Here is a 12,600-nt window from a genome sequence, read left to right as displayed (position 1 = left end):
CTTATTAAAAATTTTTATAATAATGCGAAATATTTTTTGCTACATCTTTGCCTCCCTTAAAATTTAAAGTTTGATAAGATATAAACCCCAATAATGGGATCAAAATAAAAATAAAAACAAGTCTTTCAATAATACCGCCAGTATAAAATCTAAGCTTTTTTGGCAATAGGACAGCCTTTATTTTGAATGGAAAAAAATAATAGGGAATTCCACTTTTTGTAAGCATGTCTCCAATTTGATGCATGATCATTCCAAAGCATAAAGCATAGACATAAAACCTACCCTCTTTTAAAAATAAACCAGCTATTACTGCTATGAGCAATGGGCAAATCAAAAAATGAGTAAAACCTCTATGTGTAAAAGTCAAGCTGATAATATGTGAAAATCCTGGTAATTTTCTACCGATAAAACTTTTAGGTTCATCAATATCAGGAAGAACCGAGCCAAGTGCAATTAAAGGCATCATGGCTGTATAAAAAGTTTTTATTTCCCCTATAGGAGTAAGTGCCCCTAATGTTAATCCTCCTATTGCACCTAAAGCAATATGGCTTTTAAAAGTCACGGTAGGCTCCTTTTTGTTTTCCTTCAAGCTTCATTATTTTTTTCTCTTCCTCTCTTCTTGCTTCATAGTCACATTCATTTAATGCTTGAATATAAAATGTGTTTTTTATCGTTTCTTGATGAGAGTGATGATGATAAAGTGTTTGATAAAATAATTCAACAAATTCTTCAGGATACCCCAATTGACGCATTATTATTGAAACATAATGAGCACTGACCTGATTGTGAGTTTCTTTTGCACTAGAACCAACAAAATCAATAACCTTGTTACATTTTCCAAAGTCATGGGTTAAGGCCAACAAAACAATCTCTTCAGCAAACCTGTCTGGATTGTTTTTGTTTTTAGAACAAGCGATGGTGAAGACTCTCAATGAATGATCTTTTAAATTTATTTTTCCTAATTTTAAAAATCTTGATTCATTCTCTCTGTACTGAACCTTAAATGCTTGAGGCACAGAAGTGTATTTATGAAATTCAAATTCTTCAACATGATTCAAAAAAATTGAAATTAAATCACTAAAAAGCGGTTTTTTAAAACGTTCTTTATAGATACCATAAGCTTGTAAAATAGCCTCATCTTTGCAATTAAGGATAGAATCACTAGTTGTTTTTTGTAGAATCTTGATTCTAGTTCTAGCCCTACTGATTTCTTTTAAGATGATTATATTTTTATTTAAAATGCTCACAATGTCTTCTTTTTTGTTCTTTTTAAACAAGATGGAATCCTTATAATAGATGTTCAAGGTCAATAAGCTGTATAAGCACCTCATATTTTCTTGATAATTTGCAACATGTTATTAAATACACCATTGAATTTTATCAAAATTTTATCATATTTTTTTATAAAAAATCTAAAAATCTAAAAACGCACAAAAACCCATCTAAAATCAACGATCTATTTTTTATCTTAAAAACATACTATGAATGAAATAAAATCGATTTTAGATGCCATTTTGAATGTTCTAGAGAGTATTTTGTATTGAATCTAAATGAAAAAAATCAATAACGGTCTTTTTTTCGTCTTCACTCAAAATAATCAAGTAGAATCTTCCATTTACTTTTTTTTCTCCAAAATAACCATCAATTTCCTGATTGATTAAAATTTTAATCTGGTACTCAAATTCAAATTTTTTAATTAAGTTTTTTAGCAAGATCTCCTCTTTGTTGAAATCACTGTCTTTAAAATCTAAAAATTCTCTGAAAAATTTTTTATCTAAAACCAGTTTGTTCTTAATCAAAAAAACCATCTCTCCAAAAAAATCTTTTTTTATTCTCTCCTTTATGAATTTCAAATTTAAAGTATTCAAAATATTTTGTGTATCTTTTTTTTCTGAATCGTTTCTGATTTTAATATTTTTTTCGGTTTCAATTAATTCCTTTTTAGTTTTTTTATCAAGATAGTCTTTATGTGAATTTTCTAAAATTGAATCAACAATCTCCTCAATTTGTTCCAATTGGTTTTTGTCAATTTCTGATTCTAGCTTTTCTTTTTTTTCCTTTTTTTCTTTTCTAATTTTTTCTTGAAAATCTTTTTTGCTAAGTGGCTTTGTTTCTTCAACTTTGCCATCTTCTTCTTTAGCATCATCTTGCAATAAAAGATTTTTATTTTCTTCTTCGAGTTTCTTATCTTCGCTAGTAGAAAAATCATTTAAAATATTTTCAGCAATTTTTTTATTTTCAGATTCTGTCGAAACCAAATCCTGAATAATCCCACTTGAATCAATTAAGACTTTGGACCCATTGTCAAGTTCTATTTTTTTTAAAGGAGGTTCTTGTAGTTTTTGATTATGCAAATCCTGAAAAGATGGTTCAAGAATTTTCTCATTTATCTTTTCAAAAAAGATTTTTTGTTTTTCTCCAGCATAATAAAAATATTCTGGGTAATGCCTCAATAAATAAATAGCTTGATGCAGAGGTATAGAAATTTTATTTTTGCTGTTGATATTTTTTTTAATTGAAATGAACTTCAGAACATCTTTTACTCCTCCTAAAAAATCAAAAATTCCGATCTTGTCATTTTCTTTTTCATTGAACCTAAACATAAAGTTTTTTAAATTATTTTGTTCAGCCTGATTAACTTTGCCAATAATATCTTTTTTTTTGCCCACACTCTTTTTTTTTGATTTTTTGAAAAAAGATCTCAAAAAAGATATTGATCCAAAAAATAAAAGATGACTCATCAGAAAAAATAGAAAAAACAAAACATCAGGTTTATCCTGCTTCAATGAAATTAAAAATACAACTGAGTCGCTTATCAAAAAATTCAATTCAAGCTCCTTTTCTAAAAATTGCCATACTTTCTTACGAAAGTAACTAATATACTAGAATATACTAGAATATACTAGAATATACTAGAATATACTAGAATATACTAGAATATATAATTACTCTCAATTATCAAACAAAAGCCTTATATAAAACAGTCTTATGTCGATTATTTTTTATCCAATACTCATTGCACTGCCTTACTCCAAAAGCAACCTGCTTGTATTCAACAATCGCACCGTAACAATACTCTAGGGCACTATACAAAACACCAGAATTTTGAACATCACTAATTAGCTCAATAAGACTATTTAGTTTTACCGTAATAGCCGACATTTGCTTAGCAATTCCATCTTTTTCATAAATAACTGGAACATAAAAATTCGCAACATTATAGACGCCCCCATTTTTCTCAAAAGAATAACTTTTAGCCTCTGTACATAACTTACAATAAGTCCTTAAAATTGAGTTACACAAGAATAATGGAGCCTTCATATTATTCGCTTCTCTAATGCCTTCGCTAATAGAAAAATCTAACAGAAACTTGCTTTGTGTTTCCCTCGTAAAATTCATACTTAATGCTTTTATAAAGAGATTAAACTCAATATTAATAGCTTCATAGACTCCCGTATGTATGATCATCGGGAAAGCATTACCATCTTTCTTTTTTTCATCAATGCTGAAATTCACCATATAAGCCATTGCATTGAACATAGTGATAGGCATTCTATTGCGATAAAATAGTTCAGAAACCTGCAATATTTCACTATAATCAACCTTTTTTGTCTCCACAAAATTAATCTTATCAATCATTTTTCACCTCTTTATTTCTCTCAGTTTCTGCTAGTTCATTAATAATATTGCACAGTTCTTTCCATTGTGGAATACTCTGAGTTAGCTTTTCCCACCCAAAAACTTTGACTAAAAACTCAATATTTTGATATGTTTTTAAGTCTAAAAATAACACATCATTGAATACTTTTATCCTTTTGTTTTCTCCATTTTTTTGCTTTAATTTATCCAAAATAGAATGAATATTTTTAGTTTTTTTCATCTTCTTTCCTTTCTAATTTTCCAAAATATTTCAAAATCTATCCTACTTTTTACAATTTTTTTTATAGATTTTAAGATAGATTCTTCTTCTTTTTTAGCTACCGTTAGCACCACTTTTTTGTTCCTAAAATCGATAAAATTGATATTAAAATCAATGTTTTTATCATATTTTTTGGCAATAAAATCAAAAATATTTTCAACCTCCTTTCTAATAATTTCGTTCTTTTTTCTAGTTAATTTTATAAAAATCCCCTCCTTTTTAAACTCAACATTCTTAATAAAAAAGAAAAAATTATAGCCAATTGAAATCAAATCTTTGTCTAAAAAATCATCAATATAGGCTAAAAAAATCACTCTGTCCGAAACCTTTTTATCACTTTTTAGAGTCAAAAATATCTCTCTATCTTCGATTTTTATGATAGAAAATCTATTAATTTCTCCTAAAGAATTCTTATAAAATTCTCTAATTTTTAACGAATTTGATTGTAAAAAAATCTCATTTCTTCTATCTTCTAAAGCTCTAATTAGATTATTTTTAATAATGTTTTGATCTCTTTTTTTAGCTCTAAAGGGTACTATTTTTTCATCTTTAAGTTCATATATTAACTGCTTTTCCAGATCAAAAGAGATGATTTTTTTATGACTATAGAAGCTACAAATAGCATTCCTGATAGACAGAATTAAGAACTTACTACTACAACAATATTTGTCACATAAGAGCACAAAATTAGCTTCAATTTCTTCAGTCAAAGGTTACCTTTTTATGATTTTTGATTCGTTTTATGATGAATTTTTTGATATTTTTTTTACAGATATTCTATCATCTTTTTTGTTAAAACGTATCAGAAAATCAAAAAGATTTCAGAAAAAAACTTGATTATTTTTAAAATTTAAGATACAATTTTTTTAGTTTAAACCAACTTATAACATGTTTTAAACTATGTTTTTTCAAAACAAAAGCTATATTTTAGCATTATAAAGATCATGTCATTCTATTGTAAAAGTTGTATTTTTTTATTGTTTTGATTATTTTTCAATACTTTACTATAGAAAAAACACTATTAAAGCATAATTTTTCTATGTGTGATTTTTTCTGAGTAATGCTTTGGCATAGAAAAAACATTATTAGAATATAGATAAACCATTGAAAGGAGGTCAGGAATGAGAAATGATTACACTATGAAGCAATTAAGATTTTATGGTTTAAGTAAAACCCTTATTGATAACATAGGCAAAAATTCATCAAATATCATCAGTGATATTATTAATGAAAGTATCAAAAACGGAACATTACATAATATTCTAATAAAATACTTTCAAAAAGATGAGATAAACAGCATCATTGAAGAATTAGACAAGAGCTTATCTCTATCTAAAAATAACAAGAAAATGAAAACAAGAGAAGAAGTTTCTACAGAAATTTCTAATCAAGCAGAAGAAGCATTAGAAATAGAATCAAAAGGCTTCAATATTTAAAAAAAGGAAAACAATGTTAATAGGCATAGATACTGGCTTTGGGCACACAAAATATGCATTCAGGAACAAAGATGGTGGCTTTAAACTCGGAAAATTTCCTAGTGTTTTAGCTCTTACAGATGAGGTTATAGACGAGTTTAATAAAAATATTTTTCTCTTTAATGGTCAATCTTATTATATTGGCGACATTGCTCTAAAACAAGATTTAAAGAGAATCAAAGAAGTTAATACATACAAAGAGCTTGAAAAATATGCTCCTTTGCTTATAGGTAAAACCTTGCAGTTAGAAAACTTAAGTCCTCAAAAGATAGAAGTCATCACACTAGGATTGGCACCAGCTCATATCAATCAAGTAGAAAATTTTAGAAAAAAAATCTCTAGTTTTTCGTTAAACAAAAAGGACTATTCTTTTAAAAAGACATTAATAATTCCACAAGGTTTTGGTGCAACAATAGCATTGAAATATTTTTGGAAGGAGCAGGATAAAAAAGAGTATGATAACTATATCGTCATTGATATAGGGTTTAACACAATCGACACCATTATCATTTACGACAGAGAAATTGATAAATCAAGACTTAATGAAAACAATTCTTTTGAGAAAAGAGGTGTGGTAAGGATAGCTGAAATGATGCAAAATCATATTAGAGAGCATTTCAATAAAGAAATAACACTCAAAGAAGCTTTAGCTGTTATCCTATGTGGAGAATATAAATTAAGAGGACAGATCCACCAGCTTAATAAAGTTGTAACTGACTTTAAAAACAGCTATACTAAAGATACGATGTTGTTTTTAGAGCAAAAGTATGGAAATGAATTTGACAAATTAGATGCAATTTGTTTTGTTGGTGGAGGCGGATATTTCATTAACAAAGAATACGCATCAAGTATTCAAACTTTTAAAAATTCTGAATATTTTAATGCAATAGGAAATTTAATAACAAGTGAGGAAAGAAAATGACAAGGTATGACGAAATAATAGAATATATCAATAGAATCAGTGCAGATGATAATTTAAGCAAAGAAGCCTCTAAATCCCTAGAAGACTTAGAAATCGAGATAGGAGTTTTATGTGATGATGTAAAAAAGTTGGAAAAAAAGGTTGAGGAATTATCTACTGAAAATCTTTTTTTGACGATTCCTGAAGCCACCAAAGTAATGAAAATCGGTAGAAGAAAGCTTGATGAAATTATTAAAAATAATGAAATACCAATCATTAGATACACTTCAAAAACAATATTATTAGATATGAAAAATATCACAAAGTATATAGAATCCAAAAAAACATTCTATCAAAATAAGGAGGTGCAAGAAAGCGTAAAATAATATAAGTGATTTAGCATATCATAAGCAGAACTTAAAGTAAAAAACAATCCCCTTTTTTAAGGGAAACATAATAAGGATAAAAAATGGCAAAAAAAATAAATAATGAAATAATGGGAAATGAATCAGCTGAAAACGAAACCTCCACTGAGGCTAATGCAAGTGGAAATAACACAAGAAGTAGAGAAAAGCAAATTGAGTTTGCTAAAAAAAGAGCTCAAAGACAATCAAGTGAAATCATGAGGTTCTTGCAAAATAACAGATTCAATTATGAAAAAACTTCTTTTATTAATAAATCCTACATCATTTTTCAGAATTTAACCCAAATCAATGATGTTAATGTTCTTGTAGGGGACAGCTTTATTAAAAATATATCTAGAGAGCTTAACAACATCACTAATTTAGAGTCAAATATCAGATCAAAGATAAATTCTAATCAAGACTCTGATGCAATCAAAAACAATATTGAACAATTAGAAGAAATAGAAAAACTTAAAATTGAGATTGCCAACAAGCTTAAAGATGCTCAGCAAGAACTTAAGAAATCCCTAGAGGCATAATGATGCTAAAGAATAAACTAATTGCCCTTATAGCAACTACTTTAGTTTCCCTATCCCCTTTAGGGGCAAATTCATTGAGCAAAAAAATAGAAGAAACTATCTTTGAAAAAACAAATACCCAAGTAAAGGTCATCAAGGTCAAGCCCATTGATATAAAAAAACTCAATTTATCAATCATTGAGATAAATAACAACCAATTAGCATTATTCAGCTCTGATGATGGAAAAACTATTTTTGGAATGCCCGAAATTTTCGTAACCTCAGATCAAAAAGTTTTAGATGCCACCCAAGAAACAATTAGGGAAACTCAAGCTTATAACTCTAGAGGCAAACAAGAAAGATTGCTAGAAGCTTTTAAGAAATATCCGAGTAATATTGTTTATCTTTCAAGCGGTGTAGCAACAAACAAAACCACTTATATTGTAACTGATCCAAATTGCCCTTATTGCAAAGATGAGATGCAAAGAATTGATGATATTTTACAAAATAGCAATGTTGCTCTTATTTTTGTGGGAATCATTGGACATCAAAATTCAGAGATCAAAAGTGCTGATATTTTACAATACACGCAAGATGTTCTAAAAAACAAAAAAAATCAAAAAAACAAAGAGGAGGAAATCTTAAATCATATTAAAAAAGTGTATTTTGATTCATCTTACAAACCAGTTGTAAAAGATGTTTCACAGGCTAAAGAAAACTCAAAGATGGTAATTGATGCAGGAATCAATGCTGTTCCATATAAATTTGTTACTGACAAAAAAATAAAGGATTAATCATGTATGACAATAATAAAAAATCACCTCATTCTCAAGAAAACAATGCATTCAAGCAAGAATTTCCAAAGGGATTTCCTAAACAACAATCTCACTTTCAAGAAAACAATATACCTAAACAAGAAATCCCCAAACAAGAAATTCCTAAAAATAATTTGAATCAAAATTGGCAAAACAACAATCAAAAAAAGCCTTAACGATAATCTTATTTGCATACTTAATCAAATCTCAGTTCTCTTCTGGACTGAGCCTTCTTTCATCTATTTTTTTAACCATTAAGGAACTAATAATCTTTTTTTGCTACAATTCCTAGAATTAAACAATAAAGTTCTAAGGAAGAAGCAATGAGAAATAACGTTCCTAAGGGATTGAATGAGGTTGAAGTTCATCTCAAATCCGCATATCCAGATCTATATAATGAAAAACCCAAAGGAAGTAACGTTGAAATCATTGATGTCCCAATAGATAAATTACAACCGAATCAAAATCAAACTAGACTTCTTTATAATGATTTTAAAGATAAAAAAATACTAGAAAACGAAGATATTATCAATCTTGCTGACAATATTAAGAAATTTGGACTACAACAACCCATTGGTGTTCAAGAAGTAAGCATAAGACTTGAAACAGGTGAAATAAAACAGGGATATGAGGTAATTTTTGGTCACCGTAGAGTTTATGCTTGTATAAAAAATAATTTTCAAACCATCAAAGCCATTTTGTATAAAAAGGAAGATATGGAAAATTTTGAAGAGAATGGATTGGATCTTGAGAGGAAATTCATATTTAATATTATTGAAAATCTTCAAAGAGAAGAATTGAATATTATTGAAGAAGCAATGATTTATAAAAAAATCATAGAAAACTATAGAGAGCTTGAAGAAAAAACATCAATCCAAAAAATTGCCCAATTACTAGGAATCAAACCATTAAAGATTTATCGTGCTCTAAAAATTGAGAAATCTTTGCATCAAGACATCATTGATGAGTTGAGCGGGACTATTAGAAACCGTAAAAAACCTATTAAAAAAGATATTGTTGTCTTGCAAAGACTTTCTAATTTAAAAGATTATCCAAAAGAACAGATTAAATTGTGGAATTCATATCAAGAAGATAAAATTAACAGAGATATGACACTAGAATACATTGAAGCAATCCTTAAAGGTGAGCAACTAAGCAAAAAACGAAATCAAAAATCTTTTGAAGGTGGCATTCGTTTTAAAAAAGATAATCAAGGATTAAAAATCAGATATGAAAAAATAATTCATCTTGAACATGTTGCACAATATGAGTTACAAAAACAGATTGCTAGTCTCATCACTGATTTTATGGAAAAAAGAGAAAAGAAACAGCCCCAATCAAAGATTCCAGAGGCTTTTGAATCTGAAGAAAACCAAGAATCATTATAATGCATATCATCTATAACAGATTCTATCAAAATCAGCAAGTATCTTTTCAAATTATATTGTTATTTAGGCATCTCATTTGCCTTTTCCCTAAAACAAGCTAAAATGATTTCATCTTTTATGTTCATTTATTATTCTATTTTTATATTAAATTTCTTCTAAGAAAAAATTATATAATCGAACTTCAGAATAAAACTCTTTAGCAATTTCATGACCAGTTGTCCAATACTTCAAAAAGCCATAATCATAGTGTTTCCTTTTTCTCTCTTTATAAAAATTATCAATAGCATTTTTATTATAAAATCCTATAACCTTGTAGAGAAATTTAAGGTCTCTTTTTAGACCTAAAAGTTTTGAAGAATTTTTAAAAAAAACTTCTTCTAGTATCTCTTCTCTTTGCATGATTGCAATATAGATAAAAGTCAAAGATGGAAAATTCATATTAGAATATTTTTTCATGTCCTCAAGTTTCCCATATTCTTTATTAAAACTCTCTTCAATTCTTCCGCACTTCTTTATGAATTGTCTTTTTAGTTTTCTGTGTTTTCTGTTCCAATAATAGAAAAAATCATTAGGTGTCATTTTAACCATTATTGCAAAAAAAGCTGTAGCTATTATTAAAAGGCCAATGGTTACATCTTGATCGTCTATTATTTTAGCTTCTATTATTTTAGCTTTAGGAAGTATCACAATTGATCCATAAATACCTATAGCTAGAACATAAATTAAAAAACATAAAGATATTCTCCTTGATATTTTTAACGACACACTTTTATCCATCTTAATCTCCAATCTTCTTTTTTAAATCATTTTATCACAAACCCTTTATAAAATCAATCTGGACTAATTCTTTGTCAATGATTTATTATGATTAAAACATTATTTTTTCATTATTTTAGCCATATCAATGCTTTTTATATACTTTATTAATATCTTTTTAAGACTTTAGTAATACTATATCATTAATTGAATTTGTTTTTTCCATAACTTAATTCTCCTTTTCTAACTAAGATCTTTCACAACCATCAATTGCTCTTGCATACATCTTTGTATAGGTATTTTTGATTCTCTTTTTATTTCGTCTTTTTCTATCCTTTGTATTTTATTTTTAAAATCCCAATCTGTAAAACTTGAGATATAAACAAGTATAAATTCCTGAGGCTTATAAACACCTTCTACCTTAATTGTGTATTCCCATTTCTGATCTGACAGCTTATTAAAATGCTCTGTGATATTTTCTCCCTTCTTGAAATTATCTTTAAAATACTCATATTCTACAAAATAAAATTTATTATTTATATCTAACAAAATAAAATATGGTTCTCCCTCTTCAAGCTCATAAATTCCAAACTTGATCAATATCTCTTCAAAGTGACTTAATCTATATTCTAACGTTAAGTATCCCTCCCCTAGTAAGAGATAAGTAAAGGTATTACTCTCTGTTATTTTTGTGATTCTTATAGTCTCTCTGTCAAAATTATCTAAAAACACCATTTTGTTTAGAATATCATCTGCTAAAAAAGAATATTCAAGACATTCCTCTTCTCTTTCATATTTAAAAAGTTTATGAGGGTTTTTTGATTTTAAATCTTTTAAAAAATGCTCATAATCATATATCGCATTCATAGATCCTTGCTTAGTGCTCACTTGACAAAGTACACCTTTAAAACCTGACGAATTTGATTCTTTGCCAAATTGTACAAAAACAACATCTCCATAGCATAAATCAAAACCATCAAAATACTCTCCATTCACTTTAACACTATTTGACATTTAATCCTCCCTATTTTCCTATTCATTTCTAGTTCCTTTCTCTATTTGTTTTTTATCTCTCTAGCTTTTAGGGATATTTTTATTTTTAAGAGATCTCCTAAGATTTCAAATAAATCTTTTAAAATCTGTTTTTGTTCTTTTAAAATTCCCTTTAGTTCATCTTTATACAATTCTGCAAATCCTAAAATATTAGAAATACGACATTGATATCTTTTAATTTCAGAAACAACCCCTCTTAAACATTTATCCAGCAGGTTTTTTTCTTCTTCATGCAAATCAAGAAAATCAATAAAATCAAACACTTCTTTTTTAATGAGTCTTAGCTTGATTCTAGTATCTTCGAGCTCATCTAAGATTGCATTTATCTTTTTCTTATTCATTGTTACTCCTTATATCTATTTCCTGTGTCTGTGCTAAACTCTTAGCAAAAATACTCACTATTTGAGGTACCACTGCATTGCCTAAAGCTCCAATTCGCTCCAATGCATCGGGAAGCCCATCAAAAGTTCGTATATCTGGCAAATCTTCTTCAAGCATTCGCTCTCCTCCTTGTGCATAAAACCTGCATAACTCCAAACCCTTGACTGCCTCTTTTCGCTTTTTATTTGCATTGATAGCACGATACACATTAAAGCCCAATGAGCACTGTTAATGAAATAAGCTTTTAAGGTATGTATTTTTGGTTGGGTTTGCTTTTTGGGGTCAATTTCATTGTATAGACTTTTTACATACTTTGAGCCATATAAGACAGACAAGCTAGTCATATAAAATCCATTCTGTTTGCAAGCGAGTTCAAATCCATTCTCTTGGTTATCTATTTCAAAAACAGTTTGTTCCATTTTTTTCCTTTTAACAAGTTTTTTGACTACATTTAATAGAGTGTAAAGATTCTTCAAATTTCTTTAGATTCTCATCATCATTTTAATTCTCCCTGAAGTACTCATCTATGTAGTATTCAAACCTCTCCAATATTTTTTCGAGTCTCTTTTCTAGCTTTTGTTGTTTTTTAGGACTAAGATCTTCAAAGTAAAAGTTATTATATACGATTAAATCATATATTTTCTCTTTCATATTTCACTTAGGTCTTTTTTTGTATTCAGTATTTTTTATGAAATCAGTATCTTTTATAAATGCCATTTTCGTTCCTTTTCTAATTTTTCAAGGCGTTTTCTATATTAGAGACTTAGAAACCTTAATTATTTTTTTAATAAGAATATTTTAGTATCAAAATAAACCTTAATCAACATAAGAATCAATAAACATGATAATACGAAGTCTTTTTCTCATTAAAAGCCTTGATGTTTTTCTCAATAAATTCTTTGGCAATACGATAGTCTTTTTCTAGATTTACTGGTAATTTGAGATTCAATCTTGTTGCAATTGCCTTGCAAAAATCAATTTGCTTTAGAG

Annotated in this window: 17 protein-coding genes; 7 read left to right on the top strand and 10 right to left on the bottom strand. The window is 27.9% G+C overall.

Annotation, left to right across the window (positions count from 1 at the left end; genetic code table 11):
- Nucleotides 1-4 precede the first annotated feature (4 nt).
- The 6 genes from BKH42_RS03510 to BKH42_RS03485 all read right to left on the bottom strand — a co-directional run bounded on the left by BKH42_RS03510 (nt 5) and on the right by BKH42_RS03485 (nt 4,629).
- Complete coding sequence (locus tag BKH42_RS03510) at nt 5-562, bottom strand: metal-dependent hydrolase (RefSeq protein WP_180673958.1); 558 nt, start codon at nt 560-562, stop codon at nt 5-7.
- Complete coding sequence (locus BKH42_RS03505; RefSeq protein WP_180673957.1) at nt 552-1,277, bottom strand: HD domain-containing protein; 726 nt, start codon at nt 1,275-1,277, stop codon at nt 552-554. Before BKH42_RS03505 ends, BKH42_RS03510 begins: the two co-directional genes overlap by 11 nt.
- A gap of 246 nt (nt 1,278-1,523) precedes the next feature.
- Nucleotides 1,524-2,828 carry a hypothetical protein gene (locus BKH42_RS03500; protein ID WP_095294957.1) on the bottom strand — a complete coding sequence of 435 codons (1,305 nt, stop codon included), beginning with the start codon at nt 2,826-2,828 and terminating at the stop codon, nt 1,524-1,526.
- Nucleotides 2,829-2,958: 130 nt separating this feature from the next.
- Complete coding sequence (locus tag BKH42_RS03495) at nt 2,959-3,639, bottom strand: hypothetical protein (protein ID WP_095294955.1); 681 nt, start codon at nt 3,637-3,639, stop codon at nt 2,959-2,961.
- A complete protein-coding gene (locus tag BKH42_RS03490; RefSeq protein ID WP_095294953.1) occupies nt 3,632-3,880 on the bottom strand; it encodes a hypothetical protein in 249 nt (82 codons plus the stop codon). The genes BKH42_RS03495 and BKH42_RS03490 overlap by 8 nt, the downstream gene beginning before the upstream one ends.
- On the bottom strand, nt 3,877-4,629 hold the full coding sequence (locus tag BKH42_RS03485; protein WP_095294951.1) for a hypothetical protein: 753 nt from the start codon (nt 4,627-4,629) through the stop codon (nt 3,877-3,879). Before BKH42_RS03485 ends, BKH42_RS03490 begins: the two co-directional genes overlap by 4 nt.
- 411 nt (nt 4,630-5,040) lie before the next feature.
- Here BKH42_RS03485 and BKH42_RS03480 point away from each other — a divergent pair, with 411 nt between their 5' ends.
- The 7 genes from BKH42_RS03480 to BKH42_RS03450 all read left to right on the top strand — a co-directional run bounded on the left by BKH42_RS03480 (nt 5,041) and on the right by BKH42_RS03450 (nt 9,420).
- Entirely contained in the window at nt 5,041-5,355 is a 315-nt protein-coding gene (locus BKH42_RS03480) for a hypothetical protein (protein ID WP_095294949.1), read from the top strand.
- A 13-nt stretch (nt 5,356-5,368) separates the two neighbouring features.
- Nucleotides 5,369-6,316, top strand: a complete 948-nt coding sequence (locus BKH42_RS03475; RefSeq protein WP_095294947.1) for a ParM/StbA family protein — start codon at nt 5,369-5,371, stop codon at nt 6,314-6,316.
- A complete protein-coding gene (locus BKH42_RS03470) occupies nt 6,313-6,681 on the top strand; it encodes a hypothetical protein (RefSeq protein WP_095294946.1) in 369 nt (122 codons plus the stop codon). Before BKH42_RS03475 ends, BKH42_RS03470 begins: the two co-directional genes overlap by 4 nt.
- Nucleotides 6,682-6,764: 83 nt before the next feature.
- Nucleotides 6,765-7,238, top strand: coding sequence for a hypothetical protein (locus BKH42_RS03465; protein ID WP_095294944.1), 474 nt, complete (start codon nt 6,765-6,767; stop codon nt 7,236-7,238).
- A gap of 2 nt (nt 7,239-7,240) precedes the next feature.
- Entirely contained in the window at nt 7,241-8,011 is a 771-nt protein-coding gene (locus tag BKH42_RS03460) for a thioredoxin fold domain-containing protein (protein WP_095294942.1), read from the top strand.
- 2 nt (nt 8,012-8,013) lie between these two features.
- Nucleotides 8,014-8,208 (top strand): hypothetical protein, encoded by a 195-nt coding sequence (locus tag BKH42_RS03455; RefSeq protein WP_095294940.1) that lies wholly within the window; start codon nt 8,014-8,016, stop codon nt 8,206-8,208.
- Nucleotides 8,209-8,355: 147 nt separating this feature from the next.
- Complete coding sequence (locus BKH42_RS03450) at nt 8,356-9,420, top strand: ParB/RepB/Spo0J family partition protein (RefSeq protein ID WP_095294938.1); 1,065 nt, start codon at nt 8,356-8,358, stop codon at nt 9,418-9,420.
- 144 nt (nt 9,421-9,564) lie between these two features.
- Here the strand turns inward: BKH42_RS03450 and BKH42_RS03445 are convergent, their stop codons facing one another.
- The 4 genes from BKH42_RS03445 to BKH42_RS09760 all read right to left on the bottom strand — a co-directional run bounded on the left by BKH42_RS03445 (nt 9,565) and on the right by BKH42_RS09760 (nt 12,029).
- Nucleotides 9,565-10,197 (bottom strand): hypothetical protein, encoded by a 633-nt coding sequence (locus BKH42_RS03445; RefSeq protein WP_095294936.1) that lies wholly within the window; start codon nt 10,195-10,197, stop codon nt 9,565-9,567.
- A gap of 222 nt (nt 10,198-10,419) precedes the next feature.
- Nucleotides 10,420-11,190, bottom strand: a complete 771-nt coding sequence (locus tag BKH42_RS03440) for a hypothetical protein (RefSeq protein WP_095294934.1) — start codon at nt 11,188-11,190, stop codon at nt 10,420-10,422.
- Nucleotides 11,191-11,231: 41 nt separating this feature from the next.
- Complete coding sequence (locus BKH42_RS03435) at nt 11,232-11,570, bottom strand: hypothetical protein (RefSeq protein WP_095294932.1); 339 nt, start codon at nt 11,568-11,570, stop codon at nt 11,232-11,234.
- An 81-nt stretch (nt 11,571-11,651) separates the two neighbouring features.
- Nucleotides 11,652-12,029 carry a hypothetical protein gene (locus tag BKH42_RS09760; RefSeq protein WP_219349826.1) on the bottom strand — a complete coding sequence of 126 codons (378 nt, stop codon included), beginning with the start codon at nt 12,027-12,029 and terminating at the stop codon, nt 11,652-11,654.
- Between the last annotated feature and the right edge of the window lie 571 nt (nt 12,030-12,600).

Origin of the sequence: Helicobacter sp. 13S00482-2, assembly GCF_002272795.1 — a bacterium.
Lineage (GTDB): Bacteria > Campylobacterota > Campylobacteria > Campylobacterales > Helicobacteraceae > Helicobacter_J.
Note: the sequence above shows the minus strand (reverse complement) of the source record. Positions and strands in the feature narration are given on the sequence as shown.

Coding starts and splice junctions, on each gene's coding strand:
- BKH42_RS03465 (WP_095294944.1), top strand. CDS start 6,765: ATGGCAAAAAAAATAAATAATGAAATAATGGGAAATGAATCAGCTGAA.
- BKH42_RS03470 (WP_095294946.1), top strand. CDS start 6,313: ATGACAAGGTATGACGAAATAATAGAATATATCAATAGAATCAGTGCA.
- BKH42_RS03475 (WP_095294947.1), top strand. CDS start 5,369: ATGTTAATAGGCATAGATACTGGCTTTGGGCACACAAAATATGCATTC.
- BKH42_RS03480 (WP_095294949.1), top strand. CDS start 5,041: ATGAGAAATGATTACACTATGAAGCAATTAAGATTTTATGGTTTAAGT.
- BKH42_RS09760 (WP_219349826.1), bottom strand. CDS start 12,029: ATGGAACAAACTGTTTTTGAAATAGATAACCAAGAGAATGGATTTGAA.
- BKH42_RS03490 (WP_095294953.1), bottom strand. CDS start 3,880: ATGAAAAAAACTAAAAATATTCATTCTATTTTGGATAAATTAAAGCAA.
- BKH42_RS03495 (WP_095294955.1), bottom strand. CDS start 3,639: ATGATTGATAAGATTAATTTTGTGGAGACAAAAAAGGTTGATTATAGT.
- BKH42_RS03440 (WP_095294934.1), bottom strand. CDS start 11,190: ATGTCAAATAGTGTTAAAGTGAATGGAGAGTATTTTGATGGTTTTGAT.
- BKH42_RS03445 (WP_095294936.1), bottom strand. CDS start 10,197: ATGGATAAAAGTGTGTCGTTAAAAATATCAAGGAGAATATCTTTATGT.
- BKH42_RS03450 (WP_095294938.1), top strand. CDS start 8,356: ATGAGAAATAACGTTCCTAAGGGATTGAATGAGGTTGAAGTTCATCTC.
- BKH42_RS03460 (WP_095294942.1), top strand. CDS start 7,241: ATGCTAAAGAATAAACTAATTGCCCTTATAGCAACTACTTTAGTTTCC.
- BKH42_RS03435 (WP_095294932.1), bottom strand. CDS start 11,570: ATGAATAAGAAAAAGATAAATGCAATCTTAGATGAGCTCGAAGATACT.
- BKH42_RS03455 (WP_095294940.1), top strand. CDS start 8,014: ATGTATGACAATAATAAAAAATCACCTCATTCTCAAGAAAACAATGCA.